The organism is Exiguobacterium sp. 8A, assembly GCF_902506275.1.
In the GTDB taxonomy this organism is placed as follows: domain Bacteria; phylum Bacillota; class Bacilli; order Exiguobacteriales; family Exiguobacteriaceae; genus Exiguobacterium; species Exiguobacterium profundum.
Genome location: NZ_LR733630.1, coordinates 653,568 through 670,422 on the forward strand (window position 1 = coordinate 653,568; position 16,855 = coordinate 670,422).

The 16,855-nt window shown below is 47.4% G+C and carries 16 protein-coding genes and 2 riboswitches; of the genes, 3 read left to right on the forward strand and 13 right to left on the reverse strand.

All coding sequences use genetic code 11. The annotated features are described in order from the left end of the window. Nucleotides 1-25: 25 nt before the first annotated feature. Genes GVY42_RS03360 through GVY42_RS03370 form a run of 3 tightly spaced genes read right to left on the reverse strand, consistent with a single transcriptional unit; the run spans nt 26 to nt 3,601 of the window. Nucleotides 26-1,165 carry a hypothetical protein gene (locus GVY42_RS03360; RefSeq protein WP_159562326.1) on the reverse strand — a complete coding sequence of 380 codons (1,140 nt, stop codon included), beginning with the start codon at nt 1,163-1,165 and terminating at the stop codon, nt 26-28. Then, complete coding sequence (locus GVY42_RS03365) at nt 1,162-2,373, reverse strand: hypothetical protein (protein ID WP_159562327.1); 1,212 nt, start codon at nt 2,371-2,373, stop codon at nt 1,162-1,164. The genes GVY42_RS03360 and GVY42_RS03365 overlap by 4 nt, the downstream gene beginning before the upstream one ends. 55 nt (nt 2,374-2,428) lie before the next feature. After that, entirely contained in the window at nt 2,429-3,601 is a 1,173-nt protein-coding gene (locus GVY42_RS03370) for a MalY/PatB family protein (protein WP_159562328.1), read from the reverse strand. A 116-nt stretch (nt 3,602-3,717) separates the two neighbouring features. On the opposite strand from GVY42_RS03370, the gene GVY42_RS03375 reads away from it, so the two are divergent. Then, on the forward strand, nt 3,718-4,371 hold the full coding sequence (locus tag GVY42_RS03375) for a M48 family metallopeptidase (RefSeq protein ID WP_159562329.1): 654 nt from the start codon (nt 3,718-3,720) through the stop codon (nt 4,369-4,371). Between the two features lie 21 nt (nt 4,372-4,392). On the opposite strand, the gene GVY42_RS16685 is transcribed toward GVY42_RS03375, so the two are convergent. From GVY42_RS16685 to GVY42_RS03400, 5 genes are all read right to left on the reverse strand, one after another. Beyond that, nucleotides 4,393-5,298: a methyl-accepting chemotaxis protein gene (locus GVY42_RS16685; protein ID WP_159562330.1), complete on the reverse strand. Its 906-nt coding sequence runs from the start codon at nt 5,296-5,298 to the stop codon at nt 4,393-4,395. A 158-nt stretch (nt 5,299-5,456) separates the two neighbouring features. Then, nucleotides 5,457-6,758 carry a hypothetical protein gene (locus GVY42_RS03385; protein WP_159562331.1) on the reverse strand — a complete coding sequence of 434 codons (1,302 nt, stop codon included), beginning with the start codon at nt 6,756-6,758 and terminating at the stop codon, nt 5,457-5,459. After that, a complete protein-coding gene (locus tag GVY42_RS03390; RefSeq protein WP_159562332.1) occupies nt 6,755-8,026 on the reverse strand; it encodes a hypothetical protein in 1,272 nt (423 codons plus the stop codon). Before GVY42_RS03390 ends, GVY42_RS03385 begins: the two co-directional genes overlap by 4 nt. After that, nucleotides 8,023-9,300, reverse strand: coding sequence for a hypothetical protein (locus GVY42_RS03395; protein ID WP_159562333.1), 1,278 nt, complete (start codon nt 9,298-9,300; stop codon nt 8,023-8,025). Before GVY42_RS03395 ends, GVY42_RS03390 begins: the two co-directional genes overlap by 4 nt. A 120-nt stretch (nt 9,301-9,420) precedes the next feature. Beyond that, nucleotides 9,421-9,804: a DUF302 domain-containing protein gene (locus GVY42_RS03400; protein ID WP_012726342.1), complete on the reverse strand. Its 384-nt coding sequence runs from the start codon at nt 9,802-9,804 to the stop codon at nt 9,421-9,423. A 161-nt stretch (nt 9,805-9,965) separates the two neighbouring features. Here GVY42_RS03400 and GVY42_RS03405 point away from each other — a divergent pair, with 161 nt between their 5' ends. After that, nucleotides 9,966-10,361 (forward strand): Spx/MgsR family RNA polymerase-binding regulatory protein, encoded by a 396-nt coding sequence (locus GVY42_RS03405; RefSeq protein ID WP_012726343.1) that lies wholly within the window; start codon nt 9,966-9,968, stop codon nt 10,359-10,361. Nucleotides 10,362-10,390: 29 nt separating this feature from the next. On the opposite strand, the gene GVY42_RS03410 is transcribed toward GVY42_RS03405, so the two are convergent. From GVY42_RS03410 to GVY42_RS03430, 5 genes are all read right to left on the reverse strand, one after another. After that, the gene (locus GVY42_RS03410) at nt 10,391-11,053 is read right to left on the reverse strand and encodes a methionine ABC transporter permease (protein ID WP_012726344.1); all 663 of its coding nucleotides are present in this window, start codon (nt 11,051-11,053) and stop codon (nt 10,391-10,393) included. Continuing rightward, complete coding sequence (locus GVY42_RS03415; protein WP_159562334.1) at nt 11,025-12,059, reverse strand: methionine ABC transporter ATP-binding protein; 1,035 nt, start codon at nt 12,057-12,059, stop codon at nt 11,025-11,027. The genes GVY42_RS03410 and GVY42_RS03415 overlap by 29 nt, the downstream gene beginning before the upstream one ends. Before the next feature lie 11 nt (nt 12,060-12,070). Continuing rightward, nucleotides 12,071-12,892, reverse strand: coding sequence for a MetQ/NlpA family ABC transporter substrate-binding protein (locus GVY42_RS03420; RefSeq protein WP_159562335.1), 822 nt, complete (start codon nt 12,890-12,892; stop codon nt 12,071-12,073). Between the two features lie 73 nt (nt 12,893-12,965). Further along, a riboswitch (SAM riboswitch) is annotated at nt 12,966-13,070 on the reverse strand. Nucleotides 13,071-13,111: 41 nt separating this feature from the next. Next, on the reverse strand, nt 13,112-14,128 hold the full coding sequence (locus GVY42_RS03425; RefSeq protein ID WP_159562336.1) for an iron-containing alcohol dehydrogenase: 1,017 nt from the start codon (nt 14,126-14,128) through the stop codon (nt 13,112-13,114). Next, nucleotides 14,125-15,300 carry an aminotransferase class I/II-fold pyridoxal phosphate-dependent enzyme gene (locus GVY42_RS03430; RefSeq protein ID WP_159562337.1) on the reverse strand — a complete coding sequence of 392 codons (1,176 nt, stop codon included), beginning with the start codon at nt 15,298-15,300 and terminating at the stop codon, nt 14,125-14,127. The genes GVY42_RS03425 and GVY42_RS03430 overlap by 4 nt, the downstream gene beginning before the upstream one ends. Nucleotides 15,301-15,378: 78 nt before the next feature. Then, a riboswitch (SAM riboswitch) is annotated at nt 15,379-15,478 on the reverse strand. Nucleotides 15,479-15,636: 158 nt separating this feature from the next. Between GVY42_RS03430 and GVY42_RS03435 the strand changes: the two genes are divergently transcribed. Next, a complete protein-coding gene (locus GVY42_RS03435; protein ID WP_159562338.1) occupies nt 15,637-16,737 on the forward strand; it encodes an AI-2E family transporter in 1,101 nt (366 codons plus the stop codon). Nucleotides 16,738-16,855: the final 118 nt, after the last annotated feature.

Here is a 16,855-nt window from a genome sequence, read left to right on the forward strand (position 1 = left end):
CCTATATGATGGGTGGTGGTTATATTTATATACTAGACATTGACAATATCAATATGGCATCATCGATGACCATAAAATAGGCATTGTCATATGCGAAACGTTCTTCAGATTTCAAATCGAAGATCACGACACCGCTCGATAGCCCTTCCGTATATTCATGGACGAGATAGCGGTGACCGATGACGCGTTCGAACGGTTCCGCGTCGATATAACGCGCACCGGTTGCTAGGTCGATGACTTCTGAGTGCATATCAGTCTCATCGACTTTGATGAAAATCGTCGAACTAATATCATCGTATGTGAAATCAATCGGTTCATAGGCACCCCAATCGACGACCGATACTTCATGCAAGACATCGGGAGCCGTCAAATCATAGATGACTTCCTTATTTAACGAGTCAACAAAAGCGGAGAATCGAAGCGTCCCTTCATTTTCTCCGAGATATTGAACCGTGTCCCCTTCCCCTTGAAGACGAAGGACATCATCGAATGGCAATTCGTCCCGATGATCCCATATCGCCTCGACTGCCTCTTCAAGTGGGCAAATCAATAGTGCCTCGGAATGGTCAATCGGGTCGTCAGGAGAGATGCGCCCATCATCGAGTGCATTATAATAGTCAAACTCATCGAGTCTTGCGTTACAGACGATGTATGGAACACCGGCGAATGTGGTCGTAAACAAATATAATTCTCGGAATCGTTCCGTCTTACCGACGAGGCGCTCATCTCGAATACGCTCCCGTTGATTGGTCACCCGGTCATAAAGCCATGCTTCATCCGATGATTCAAACGCCGTCAAAAAGAGGAAGTAACGATGATCCAATACCCAGAACAATGTGCTATTCCCACGCTTCTCAAACGTCGTGACAATTTCTTCGGTGCCTGACTTGTAAGAGAAGGCGATCAATTCTGTCTTGACTACCCCTTCACCGTCTGGAACCTCATTTATAAAGTAGACGATGTCTCCATCGACGAAAAGCTTGGGATAACCATAATCCGTGTACTCCCTTCGATTCAATTGTGTGATCACGCCGTCCTCTTCGTCAAAGCGATAGAGCGAGAATGTCGTTCGATCCATCTTCTCGCGATAGTAGACAGAGGAAGGGGTAACGGCGATCACATCTTCATGATCGATTGGCATGGCTCGTGCGTCAACAATTCTCATAAAGCACCTCTCTCTTGTCCGGATTCAGCGGGTTCGACTGTAACAAGCCCAGGTGGTCGTTTCGGGAACGTGATACGAAGATGAGCATATTCAATCACATCCTGATGCGGATGATTCTTGTCGATCCAGCGAATCCGTTGTTGATTCGCGAGAGAATGCCCAATCTTTTCTTCCATTTGGAATTTGGAGATGTCTCGAAACGCGACTTCTTGAATGTACGTCTCTTCATCGGTCTCAAACTGTTGCCAGATCCCCATGATCAATTGACCGAGGGCTGAGACACGCCGTTCAGGGAGCGTGATTGTCCCTAGTGTTCGACTCACTTCCTTCAGACACTCGTTCGGGTCGTCCGAGGCGGCAAATAGTCGTTTTGCCGTATTGTTCATGACGCGATAGCGACGTTTCCCACTTTCGAGCCTGAGCACCTGCGCGTACGGTTCAACCGGTACACCATGAAAAAAGGTTTCGGTCCCACCCCATGCGAATCCAAATGACGGATCGAACTTCCGGATTGTCTGCATGAAGGACATCATAAAGTCCTCGACTTCTCGCCTTTCGAGTCGAAGCCATTCGGCCAGGGCGAGGGTTCCTTTCTCTTTCGAAATCCGATCCACCGGGAAGAAGAGCTCACCATCCGATAGACGATGAGGTTTCAATTCGACACCGTCCGCACGATAATCGGTCGACGGCCTCCCCCCTCTCCCTGCGTAGATAACCCACTCATCCTCTGTGCTTTCGATGGCATAGGCTTGATGTGCCCATGGCGGCGTCACGTATAAGGCGGGATACTCTTCAAAGGTGTCGAGGTGAATGTACGACCGGTCATTCCAAAGGTGGGCGACGAGACGCACGACCTCCCCTGTCTCCGAATCTTTCGGAGCGATGTAATTTCCCGTATCTCCGATAAACGTCAAGATATGAAAACCATATCCGTTATAAAGGTGACGCACAATCCGTTCAAAGACGGCGGTCACCATGCGTTCAAATAACGGATGGTCTTCATTCCGATCGAGCGTTGGCGAATCGACCGTACACATGAGCCAACCCATCCGCTCATATAAACGGACTCGGAGCGGATAAGAGATCAATGGAGAAGAACTCGCATGAATCTCAGTCAAGCGGATATTGGACATGTTTTCGACTTGCAAGGTGAAGCCGCTACGCCTTAACTGTTCCTCCATCTTTTTCTTCCAGTTGATCGTCTCCATCCCATCCACTCACTTTCTTTCATCATCTCATTGTGAATTTTTCCCGATTCTCGTTTTACACAAACGCTTTTCGCTTCATTTGCGCGCTCAGCCGATGAATCGCCTCGTCCAACAGTTCACGACGAGTCCCGATATTCATCCGTTCGAACGCTTCACCTTGAGGACCGAACGGACCACCCGGTGACAAGAAGATCCGAACCTCATGATGAAGCCATGACTTCCGCTCCTCGGCAGACATCGGTAACTCCGAGAAATCGAGCCAAAGCAGATAACTCGCTTCCGGACGGGTCGTATGGAGCATCGGAAGGTTTGATTCGATGGAATCGATCACGTCATTCATTTGATGCTCCAATTCTTCTCGCAACTGGTCGAGCCAACGTTCCGCGCGGTTGTCGGTATACGCGGCGATGATAGCCGTGTTCGCGAACGGTGTCGGGAGCACATGATGTTTGTTCTGTACTTTCGTGATTTGCTTCCGCCACTCATCGACCGGACAAATGATGTAGGACGCAAATAATCCGGCGATATTAAATGCTTTTGAGGGCGCACTTACCGTGATGACACGCGAGTCGAGTGTGCCGATTGCGGTATGTTTATGAGACGGGAATGTCAAATCTGCATGAATCTCGTCAGCAACGACAATCACCTCATATTGATCCGCGAGTTCTACGACCTTTTCTAGTTCCGCTCTCGTCCAGACACGCCCAACTGGATTATGTGGGGAACAGAGTAGGAAGAGTTTCGCTTGTTTCATCGCTTCCTCGAGTGCGACAAAATCCATCTCGTAGCGCTCGTCAATTTTTTTCAACGGGGCATCGAACACTTGTCGCTTGGAACCGACAACGAGTTCGTGGAATGGTGGATAGACAGGTGACTGGATGACGACGCCATCTCCGACTTCAGTCAACGCCTCGACGATATGCGTCAACGCAGGCACGACACCGCTAGAGAATAACACATGGTTCGGGTCAACAATTAAATCGTGACGTCGGCCGTACCAATCGCTCACCGCTGTTTGCGCTTCAGGTGCGAACAATGTATACCCGAATTCCCCTTGAGCGGCTTTTATAGCGAGCGCCTCGGAGATGGACGGTGCAGTACGGATGTCGATATCCGCTACCCATAGCGGTAACACGTCTTCTGACAAACGGAACCATCGCTCCAACCCATCCCACTTCACCGAATTCGTCCCTTTACGTTCAAGTTGTTGTTGTAAAATTGATTTCATATTCATCCCTCCTCCTATTACTGTATCAAAGTTGATTCGACTACGTGCCAAAAAAAGCATGGCAGTTTTTTGCCGACTTCGTTATACTCTATCGAGATAAGAAAGGAGGCACATCAATGCGTGTTACCGTCATTCGAAACAAACGAAGAAAAAGAGCTGCCTTTTATGTCACACCGGAAGGAATCGAACTCCGAGTCCCGGCTCGATTGCCAAAACGTCTCGTCGACCGCGCACTAGAAGAGCACGACACATGGATTCGTGAGACGTTGCAGAATCTTCCTCAACAGATGTCCGTTCTTGATCGCGGACTTGTGCTTCACGGAGAGCATTACCCGGTCAGAAGAGACAGCGGGCGGACGCTTCGGCATGACGGCACGTCTTTTTTGGTTCCGGAAGCATGGGACGACGCTACACTCTGGAAACAGTATGAGATTTGGCTTCGTGAACGTGCCTTACACTATGCGATCGAGCGGGCACCAATTTATGAAAAGATCTTAGGCGTTAAAGCAAAAAAGATTCGTATCGGTCACCAAAAGACACGCTGGGGATCATGTAGTTCGAATGGAACCATCTCCATCAATGTTCGCCTCATGTTGGCGCCAAAAGAGATGATGGACTACGTCATCGCTCACGAATGGGTGCATCTCGTTCACTTCGATCACTCCCCTTCTTTTTGGAGCACGTTACAAACGATCTATCCGAATACCGCTACAGCGAAAGATTGGTTGAAACGACACGGACATACGTTACAGCTCAAAAAAACCGACTGACCCCGTGTAGGGTCAATCGGTTCACAGGTTGGATGTAAATGTGTCGGCCGTATCATGTAACTCGGCTGCTGCCTGCTCGAACGTATGGAATCGCTCCATCGTCTGTTCCATCGTTTGTGCACTTAACTGAATCTCTTGATTGGACGCAGTAACACCTTCTACAATTTTCCGAAGCTCGACGTTCATCCCTTCCGTGTTCGAGTTGACGTCGATGACCGCACGTTCAACCATACGAGAGAGGTTGCGGACCTCTGTCGCAACCACATTAAATCCAAGTCCGTGTTCACCTGCTCGTGCCGCTTCGATGGCAGCATTCAGGGACAATAGATTCGTTTGTGCCGCAATCTCTTTGATCGACGAGGCAATTTTCGCGATGTCATCGGCTTGACGACGCAAGTTCTGAAGGGCATGGAGGTTGTCCGCGGCATCTTTTGCAAGCTTTTCAATCGTTTCATTCAATACTTTCGTGTCTTGCATGCCTGTCTTCGCCCGTTCGTCGAGCACATCGGTCATCGATTTAAAGCGATACGCATAATCCTCAATCACTTGTTGCCGTGCGGTGATGTCCGATGCGATCTTGACGACACCGATGACATCATCTCCTTCAAAAATCGGCATATACGTCGCCTCGAGCCAAATGGTTTCCCCTTTTGCATTCTCACGCTCCACTTTATCCGAGAAACTGAAACCATTCCATAATTTCTCCCAAAATGCCGAATACTCTGGACTATTGACAAAGGAAGAAGGGCAGAACAAGTGATGCTGCATGCCAATCATCTCCTCGCGTCTATATTTCATTGCTTTCGCAAACGTATCGTTCACATCGACGACCCGGCGTTGACGGTCGAATCGAATCATCGCCATATTCGTTTCAATGGATTGAAAAACGTCTGCAGATTGAATTCCTTTTTGGTTCAAAGTACTCATTATAGATAGCAACCTTTCTTATTCTTAGGATGTTCGTACTAAATCGTGAATTTCAGTGTAACGTATCCCATAACATTCCATTACTCTCTTTTTATACAGAAGGTCAATATCTTGGATTTGAAGTATTTACCAAATAAAAAGACGCCAAGGGGCGCCTTTCACTCATCTAAATCAGGGAAATAGGAGAAAAACGTTTCCGCCCCTGCACTGCTCAGTTTGAACGTTTGGTTTCGTGTTTCATCCGTCACATAGACATCTACTTTTTTAGACCGTTTCTGGAAGCTTAACTGAAACTCTTGCCCTTTCCATCCATCTATGATGGTGAGAAGAGGATAGTCCCCCACTTCTCCAGCTCGATCCACCGGTTCTGCCTCCTTAAATGCGTTCATCAAATCAGACATGTCGATGCCAGCCGCACGCAATGTATCCGGATAATTCAATGTGGCTTCCGCATCTAACGGGTTTTTATGGAGAAAGAAAAACGGACCTCGCGGAACGGAAGGATTTGCAATGAGTCCTGCTTCAGTGGATTCTTTAATGGAATCTTTCGTGGCAAACTCGCCCTTCGTGTACGTCAAGCTGACTTCTTCTTTCACACGCTTCCCATTTTTTATGTATGAGAATATGTAAAGAGGTGTCTTAACTCCCGGCTCTAATGTATCCGTCTGGAGGACCCGTTCGACTTGTAATCCTTCGAATTGGATGGGGACATGTGCGCCGTCTTTCTCATCCCATACAAGGAAAGGTTGAATAGATGTCGTACCGTTCGTAGTTTCGAAGTAAAAGTGAGCGGCTTTCAATTTGTCATTATATCCGAGTGCAATCTTTGCGGTTCCCATTTGCGCATTATATGGTTCAATGGTTGAGATGGGAAAGATTCCTTCCTGTTCACCTACTGTTAACGCAATCGCGCCATTCAAAGGAGAGGTCAAATGAATCATCGTGTCTTCGAACAGGTTGATGGGCATCCCAAGGTACTCGGATGGGTCACTCTGTTCTGCGTCGTGTTCTTCCTCTTTCGTACCCGCTTTCATCTTCGGGACGCTCGGGACTTTGATACCCGCTGATAAATCGAGGAAGTCCGGTAGTTCATCAATCTTCCCTAATTTCATGTTGGAATAGTCTCCATCATAGCAAATGGTGTAGTTTTCTTTTCCTTTCAAGAATGTCACTAATTTATATGAGTTCGGATCATAATCTGATATCATGACTTTCCGATTCAGCGCATATGAATTGAAAACCGTCACATCCCCTTCAATCTGTGTAATCGGCTCGCCTGTGCATGCATCGAGGATGTGCGTCGTCCATGTCTCCGATTCGGCATCCATCTGATTCGAATACAAATCGCCCACGTTCCATTGCTCAGGCATATAGTCTAGCTGCACGACATCCATTTTTTCACTACCACAACCCGATAAAATCCCGACTGCGCTTAACATCAATAGCATTCGTTTCATCATGACCCTTTCACCTCCGGAAATACATCCAAGAACCGTTCTGCTCCTTTGCTTGATAATTTAAATGTTTGATCGCGAAGTGGATCCGTCAGATAAACATCGATTTTTTGAGATCGTTCCTTGAAACTTAACTGAAATTCTTGACCACCCCAACCATCGACGATCGAAAGACGCGAATAGTCAGTCACATCTCCAGCACGTTTGACAGGTGTAGCATCCTTGATTACAGCCATCAAATCAGATATGTCGTTCCCTTCAGCTCGTAGCACGTCCGGATACTGGATATCGATTGCTCCGTTTAAAGGTTTCTCATGAACGAAAACGAATGGATCAGTTTCGCCAGCAGGATTTGATTCGCTTGCGTTGCGGACAGCATCATTTGTCGAAAATTCACCATTCAAGTAAGTTAGACTGATCACTTCATTCACACGTTTCCCACCTTCAATGAAGGAGAACGTATATAGAGGCGTCTTAACACCAGGTTCGAGAATGTCCCCCTGTAATGCCTGTTCTACTCGTAGTCCTTCGAATTGAATCGGCTCGTGTTTATGCTCTTTGTCATTCCACACGACTAAAGGAAGTATGGTCGTCAATCCATCTTCTTTCTCGTAATAAAAATACGCTTCTTTCGATTGTTCGTCATACCCGAGCGCGATTGCTACTTCTTCCGTTTGGGCATTAAACGGTTCTAAATGAGAAAGTGGAAAAAGACCCTGCCGATCTCCAATCGTTAAATCGATCTGACCATATAATGAGGGTGTCACATGAATCATCGTCCCTTCGAAGAGACGGATGGGCACAGGATAGAAATGACCTTGGTCTTTCTGTTCCATTTCTTTCAATTCTTCATGTGTACCTTTACGAATCGTTGGCTTACTCAAGATGTCGGTCCCTTCTTCTATATGAACAAAGTGAGGAAATTCATCTATCTCTTCCGCCCTTATTTGTTCAGAAGCACTGTCATAGCAAACAGCGTATGGTTGATCTCCCTCCATATACATCACGATTTTATGTGCATCATCGAATTTTCGATTCAATTCATACGAACGATAGACAGTGACGTCCTCGTCGATACGTGAAATCGCTTTACCAGAACACGCATCGAGTAAATCGGCCGTCCACCTCACTGACTTGGCAGCCATATGACCTGAATGTAGATCTTTCACATTCCAATGTTCCGGGAGGTAGTCTATCTTTACGACATCCATCTGTTCATCATCACAACCTGTCAACAAACCAATACAACAAATGAATAAAAGGATTCGTTTCATAATGTTTCCCTTAGACGCGGAAACGTGTCTAAGAATGCCTCCGCTCCTTCGCTCGATAATTTATATGTTTGATCGCGGAGCGAGTCCGTTAAATAGATATCAATTTTTTTCGAACGTTTTTTATAACTGATTTCGAATACTTGCCCCTTCCAACCGTCTGTTAAGGTCAAATATCGATATTCTGAATCTTCTCCGTGGCGATCGACGGGGTCTGCCTGATTGATTATGTCGAACAATTCTTTCGCTTCCTCTTTGGTGGCCTCACTATATTCTGCGAAATCCATTGCCCCTCCATCGTATGGGTGGCGATGGACGATGACCCTTGGACCGGCTTCTTCAACAGGCAACCAATCCTCAAACATCGGATCCGGTTCTTCTCCTTCTTTTAACAACATGCCAGGAGCGAAGCGAATCGTCATCGTTTCGGACACACGTTTCCCGTTTTTCAAATACGAGAAAGTATAGAACTGATGCTCCTCTCCTTCGTTCAGTTCGCGAACTGTCGCGACTGTCTTGATTTCCAGCTCGGAATAGACCGTGTTCTCTTTTGACTCAGGGTCATCTAACTCACCAAACTCGATCGGGTGCGGCATAAAAAATTGTCCGTCAAACGAGTAGAGAATATATGGACGAAACGTCTTGTTATCATATCCGATGGCAATCTGTTGATTCGGCATCTCAAATCCTCGCGGCTCGAACTGCGCAATCGGATAACGGATCACCTTGCCATCAAGTTTCATTTCAAGTTCGCCATAGAGCGCCGGTTCGATTTCCAATAACGTATGCGGGAACGGGGTGATGGAATTCCCGTTGATGTCCAATCCTTCTGCTTCCATTAACTCATTCTGTAGTGCGGAAGTTGTCTCATGAATACGAGGGAGTCGTGGAAGGCGAATTCCGTCACTTGTATTCACAAAGTCTGGAAACGAGTCAATCGCTTCCGCCATCAATTGATTGGTGTAACTTTCACGACAAACGACATACCGTTCGTCACCTTCTAAGTACGTCACGACTTTCATAGTATATGAGGTCATGGCTGAAACAGGTTCTGTTCTCCCTGCAATCGCCGTTTGATATACAGTGATGTCACCCTTTAATTCGGTTGCACGCTCCCCAACGCATGCAGCCAATACTTCTTTTGTCTCATGAACTTCAATCATTTCCCCTTCTTTTGAATAGCTTTCCACATTCCATTGATCCTCTATGTAATCCAGTTGAATCACTTCTATTTCAGATGCCCCACATGCGCTTAAAAATGAAGCACTCAGTAACATCATTATTCCTCTTTTGTACAAAATATCCCCTCCTCCAATCGTACCATCCAATTTTACCATTATCTAACTATCTTATACGAAAAAAATCCGCTCACGTTTCATGAGCGGATGGTAGAACAATCATTTACTTTGGTCGATGGCACGTTGCAATCGGGACTCGACGTCTAAAGCGACGGCTTGTAACGATTCGTCATCGATGAGGCGAATTAATTCAGTCGGTCTCGGCATGCCGATTTGGGTATGATCGTCTTTTTCGAACACCGCGATTTTACATGGAAGGAAATAGCCCCCTTCTAACTGTTGCGACAGCACTTCTTTTGCCGCCTTCGGATTGCATACTTCTAAGATGCGATACTTCCCATCAATCCCCTGTCCCTTTTTCTCAAGCGTCTCACTCAAATCAAAGTCCCACAGCACCCCGAATGATTCTTCTTTCAATGCTTCTCCGAGACGAACGACAACATCATCTACGGTACGGTCGGATTGTACGGTATAGTCAAACATCTTCATTCCTCCTTATCTGGTTACTCATGGAATCTGTACCCGAACGAAGTGGTCCTCAATCAAAAAGAAACTGTATGTGATTTGAAACATAATCACGAACTCGAACGTATAAAAGGAGATAATAGTTAGAACCAAACTGATGTAAAGGAGAAGTGGTTGTCGTGACGGTCACGGTATTCACGCATACAAGCTGCAGTTCTTCCAGAAAAACGATTGATTGGTTACGGGAACAAAAAATTCCCTTCATCGAAAAGAAATTGACAGACCAAGGTTTATCCTTCGGAGAATTCAAAGAGATGTTGAGCCTGACGGAAAATGGGACGACCGATTTGTTGTCGGTCCAAAAGAGTGTCTATAAACAAGCGGCAGAGAAACTTGACGAGATGTCGATTCGTGAGCTATATAGCTTCGTCGCCTCGAATCCTCAAATCCTGAAAAGTCCGATCGTCTTCGATCATCATCGCATCCAGGTCGGTTTCAGTGAGAAAGAGATTCGGACGTTCATCCCGAGACATGATCGCATCGCCGAACTGAAACGTCTGCTCCATAACGCATAAATCGTGACGCGAAAGCGACACGATTCTTTTTATGCCTTTTTCAATTTTGCCGCCAGTCGATTCCCGAAGGATTGGATGGATTGAACGAGGAGGATGAGGACGAAAATGGTCACGTACATGACTTCCGGTTCGAAACGGAGATGTCCGTATTGATAGGCGATATCACCTAGCCCACCTGCTCCGACGAGTCCGGCCATGGCCGTCGCTCCAATCAACCCAATCGTCGCAATCGTCAATCCGAGAACGATGGAAGACCGAGCTTCTCGAATGAGGACGTACCAGATGATTTTTCTCGTCGAGATTCCCATTGCCTCATACGCCTCGATGACCCCGCGGTCGACTTCGAGTAGTGCCGACTCCATGAGTCGAGCGATATACGGAGCGGTGAAGACGATCAAGGGGAGCAATACGCCCTGCACGCCAATCGTCGTTCCCATGATGAACCGTGTGAACGGCAAGATGAAGAATAACAGAATGATGAAAGGGATTGAACGGATGACGTTGATGACGCTCGACAAGCCACCATAGACGAATCGGTTTGCGAGTCTTCCGTTCGGTCTTGTCAAGACGAGCAACGTCCCGAGCGGCAATCCGATCAATGTCGAAATCAATAGCGCAATACTCGTCATCGTCAAGGTTTGGACCGTTCCCGTCCATATTAAATCACCCCAGTCTGTCCAAAACTGTTGCATGGTTTGACACCTCCCTCACATGTACGCCGCTCGTCTTCAAATAACGGACGGCGAGTTCCGTTTGATCATGATCTCCATCGAGATGAACGAGCAAGTTTCCGACAAGACCCGCCTTTAACTTTTTAATCCCGCCTCCAATGATGTTCGGTAGAATACCAAACCGCTTGGTCAGTTGGGCCAGAACTGCCTGTTCCGTCTGACTGCCGATGAACGACAAGTGGACGAGCGTTCCCCGAGTCTGGAGTTCCGATACGACTTCTTCTGGCACGTCAAGATTTGTCTTTAGGAACTTCTGGGTCGTTTCGTGTGACGGATTGGAGAAGACGTCTAGTACGTGTCCTTGTTCAACGATTTGGCCACGATCGATGACGGCGACTCGATCACAGATTCGTTCGATGACTTCCATCTCATGCGTAATCAAGAAAATCGTCAATCCAAGCTCACGATTGATTTCGAGCAGTAACTCTAAAATCGACTCAGTCGTCTCAGGGTCGAGTGCACTCGTCGCCTCATCACTGAGGAGAATATCAGGCTCATGGGCGAGTGCTCGCGCAATGGCGACACGTTGCTTTTGTCCACCTGACAATTGTTCAGGATAATGGTTCCGATGTTCGCTCAGCCCGACGATTTGGAGATAGCGGTCGACCCGTTCGCGGATGACCTGTTTTTCCAGACCTTCGAGACGAAGCGGGATGGCGACATTCTCTTCGACGGTCGCGGTTTTCAGCAAGTTGTAGTGCTGAAAGATCATACCGATTCGCTGGCGTAACGTCGACAACCCTTTTTTCTTAAGAAGTGTAATATCTTGTCCTTCAATCTCGACTACGCCTGATGTCGGACGCTCCAAAAGATTGATCATCCGGATGAGCGTACTCTTACCGGCACCACTTCGCCCGATGATTCCGAAGATTTCCCCTCTCTCAATCGTGAGGGAGACATCATCGAGTGCCGTGATCGTGTCTCCGTTGACCTTGAACTCCTTGGTGATTTGTTTCAGTTCAATCATAAGACCCCTCCTTAGAATGCCGGCACGACCGAACCATTGAATTCTTCTTCGATGAAGGCACGTACTTCATCTGAATGATAGTAAGACTTCAGTGTCTTCACGACTTCATCTTCTTTATTGGCCGAACGGACGACGACGTAGTTCGGATATGGGTTGTCGACCGTATCTTCATGGAAGAGGGCATCTTCGTTAATGGATAGACCCGCTCCCATCGCGAAGTTCGTGTTGATGGCCGCGAGTGCCACTTCCGGGAGTTGCGTCGGCAGTTGGGATGCTTCAAGTTCAATGAATTCGAGGTTGAGCGGATTCTCAGCAATGTCGCGCTTCGTCGCTTTATCCGTCAATCCTTCTTTTAACGTGATGAGTCCGGCCGTTTCGTATAATCGTAGCGCACGGAGCTCGTTCGCCGGGTCATTCGGGACGGCTACTTTATCGCCTTCCTTTAAGTCCTTGATATCCGTCAACTTCTCTGAATAGAGCCCCATCGGGAAAGCGACCGTCTTGAAGACGTCGTCAATCTTATATCCCTTGTCCGATTTTTGCAGTTCGAGGAACGAGAGCGTCTGATAGCTGTTCACGTCGAGACTTCCTTCGTCGAGAGCGGTGTTCGGGGTGTTGTAATCATTAAATACTTTGATATCGATTTCGAGCCCATCTTCTCTTGCGAGCTCCTGTACTTTCTCGGCGATTTGCTCGTGTGGTCCACCAGTCACGCCGATCGTTAGCTCTTTCGTGCTTAGCGTCTCGCTCGCCTCGGATTGTCCGCACGCTGAGAGTGCGATGGCCGCAAGGATAGATGTACCTGCCAAAATTGTTTTTTGTTTAATGTTCATGAATGATTCCTCCTCCAAATGAAAAGCCCGCTACTCAAAAAGAGCGGCGGGCACGACACGTGAAAGTCGGACACGCTCATCTCCCAGACGTCTCGTCTGTTGGAATTAGCACCATGATCATTTCTGATCTGGTTGCCGGGTTTCATCGGGCCAGTCCCTCCACCACTCTTGATAAGCAATCGGTTCTATTATTTTGTTATTATATTACTGATAAAAGAATTATTTGTAAACCATTTCTTGAAGATTTCTGAAAAAATCTTTTAATCGTCCAGCATCTTCGATTTTGCGTATGCCTTGAATCGACATTTCTTCGATGACATAGTCGACCAATTCATCGACTTGATCAAAGCGAATGCCAAGTTGTTCGAGTGACGTTGGAGCGGCGATGGCGTGTAGCCAATTCTCGAGGAATGAGGCGTCTTTGGATGAAGCCAATCGTTCTTGAACGATCAGCCCAAAGCCTACTTTATCCCCGTGCAACCAGTGATGCGTCGAATCAAAACGACTGAGCGCATTATGCACTGCATGGGCGACGGCGACACGAGTGCCGGCATCGCCGAACCCACCGACGGCACCTCCGATGGCGAGGACATGATCAACGATATATCGGATGTCCGTGTCATAACGGCGGAAGTCATCTTCACGAATGGACAAATCCATCAACGCTCCACACTGTGCCGCAAGCGAAAGCCCCGACTGAATCCCTGCGTCCCTTGATGTTGTTCCGCTAATATATCGGGCTTCGAACCACTTCGCGACCGTATCAATCACACCGGCTCTGAAATAGTCATAAGGTGAGTCGCGTAACAATCGTGTGTCCACGATGACGCGCTCGATGACGACGGGGAACGTATCATATCGTAAATATGTACCGTCTTCTCCATAGATCACGCTGAGCGGGGTGAAGGCGGCACAGTTTGACACAAGTGTCGGAATGACGATGAGCGGGACCAACTGGGTAAATGCAATCCGCTTCGCCGTATCAATCAATTTACCGCCACCGACGGCAATCCATACGTCAGGTCGATACGCTTTTAATCGTTTGAATTCTTCGTCTGAACATTCCCCGTTGAATCGTACACTCGGAACTTCTGCTAGACGAGGGGACACGCGAACCGCTTCATCGTATCCGTTAATTCCTTTCAAAACGAGTGCCTCCCGATTCCCAATCAAAGAATAAAGTTTATTGAGTGCATCGTTCGAATGGTCGTATTCCAGCACCGCTTGTCGAATCATTGATGGACCTCCTCGTAGGCTGCAAACAGTCTTTCAATCCGTTCTACCGCTTCATCAATCTTCTGTTCAGATGATACGAGGCCAAACCGGATGTGGTGCTCCCCCTCCGTTCCAAAGAAGTAGCCCGGTGTGACGGCGACGCCAGCCTCTTGAAGTAACTTCGTCGAGAATGATTTTGCATCGCCTTCAGGTACTCTCGCCCATACAAAGAAAGAACCTTTCGGTGCCTCAATCTCCCACCCTGCCCGGCGTAACCCGTCAATCAATCGGTTTCGTCTTGTTTCGTAAAGTGAGGCTAGATTGTCACGTAAGTCACGCGGCGATTCTAACGCCACGATGGCCGCCTCTTGAATGGCAGAGAACACGGATACGTGAACATGATCTTGGTACGTATTGATCGCCTCGATGATATCTGCGTTCCCGACTGCGAACGCGACACGCCATCCCGACATGTTGAACGCCTTCGACATCGTATATACCTCAATCCCAATTTCTTTCGCCCCTTCGGCTTGGAGAAAACTTGGCGGGACATGCCCATCAAAGCCAATACTTCCATAGGCGAAGTCATGTACGACCATCAGATTATGGTTTGTGGCGAATTCAACCGTCTCCTCAAAGAAGGCTGGCGTCGCGACAGCGCCGGTCGGATTGCTCGGGTAGTTCAAATACATAAGTCGTGCATGAAGCGGATCGAGCGTTGCGTAATCTGGGAGATAGCCGTGCTCTTCCTTCAACGTCAAATCGATGATGTCCGCTCCGGCGAGACGCGCTCCCGAGATATAATCGGGATAGCCAGGGTTCGGGAGCAAGATGCCTTCACCCGGCTCAAGAAGACACTGAGGCAAAGTGATGAGACCCGATTTGCTGCCAATCAAAATCGCCACTTCTTTTGCTGGGTCGAGGTCGACTCCGTATTCACGTTGATAGAATGCGGCCACGGCTTCTTTTAGTCGAGTCTGTCCTCGGAACGGTCCGTATTGATGGGTCGTCGGGTCTGTCAATGCTCGTTCAAGCGCTTCACAAATTGGAGCTGGTGTCGGTAAGTCGGGTGTGCCTTGTCCGAGTCGGATGACGGTCTTGCCACTCGCCTCGACTGCCGCGACTTCTTCTGCTAATCCGACAAAGTGTTGTGTCGGTAACGATTTTAATAACTTGGAACGTCTGTCTGCCATGATGGATCCTCCTAATACGAAAAAACACCCCTTTCTGAGGAAAGGGGTGCTCGATACAGACGTATGTAGTCAACCACCTTTCCATCTCTCAAGGTCACCTTGCTGGAATTAGCACAGTATTTTGCAATCTGTTGCTGAAGCTTCATCGGGCCAGTCCCTCCGCTTCTCTTGATAGAAAGTGTCATTCGTTATGTAATTTTTGTATGTCCCTAAGTTAACCAGACATTCCCAACGGTGTCAAACATTTTTTTCAAGGTGAACATCTATTGAATCCTTTTCAAAAAACATTCATAGTAAAAGAGTAGAAAAATTATATTTGTATGAGGGGATAGAGCATTGGAGCTTAATCGTCAACTTATTTGGAAACTGAGTGTAATCGGACTGATTTTACTCGTCTTATGGCGTGTCATCAGTGAACCAGATACCATCTCACGTGTCTTACAATACACGTTTCAGTTACTGACCCCCATCATCATGGGGATTGCCATCGCCTTGTTACTCAATACCGTACTCTCTTACATTGAAGAACGGTTCCATTTGAAACGGTATCAAGGATTACTCATCGTCTATATCACGTTCATCGGCCTCTTGGCGATTTCGGTCGTTACGTTGTTCCCGCGGATTTACTCAAGTCTCGCATCGTTGATTGAAGAACTACCGGTCTACATTCGACAAATTGATGCATTTCTTGGAGAAGTGAACAATTATTTGAAAGATTATAACGCGACCATCGCCAAAGCAATTGATTTTGCTCAATTCGAAGCACGATACTCGGGTTGGGTCGAGACGGCTGTACTTTCATCCGTCAGTTACGTCTCCAGCTTCACGATGACCCTGATTAACTTCTTGATCGGAATTGTGATCTCCATCTATCTCTTAAAGGACAAAGAAGTCTTTGCCCGTATGTTCAAGCGTCTTCTCTATGCGCTTTTACCTGTCGGCACTGCAAAGACGACAATCGACATTTTTCAAGAGATGGATTATATCTTCAAACGATATATTATCGGAAAGTCACTCGACTGTCTGATCATTGGAGTGCTAGCAGTCATTGGACTCTTGATCATTGGGGCCCCATATGCCCTACTTCTCGGAGTCATCGTCGGCGTCTTAAACTTCATCCCCTACGTCGGACCGCTACTCGGGATGATCCCAGCGTTTATCATCACCTATTTCTATGATCCGTTCACCGCCGTATTGGTACTCTTGTTCATATTCTTGTTACAGCAGTTTGACGGATTGTGGCTCGGACCGAAGATTCTCGGAGATAGTGTCGGCATCACACCATTTTGGGTCATCACATCGATTATCATCGGAGGAAGCCTGTTCGGCCTCATCGGGATGTTCGTGAGCGTGCCGATCACGGCCATGATTCAAGTCGTCTTGTCTCGTCTCATCGATTATCGACTGAACCGAAAAAATCTAAACGAATTACTTTGATTCACCTCATAAATTTGTTGACACATTGAGGAAATGTGTCATACAGTTGAGGAGAAGAACACAATTAACAGAAAGGAGAGGTTCCCATGTCAGTAGTATCTTCGAAACCATTCACTCA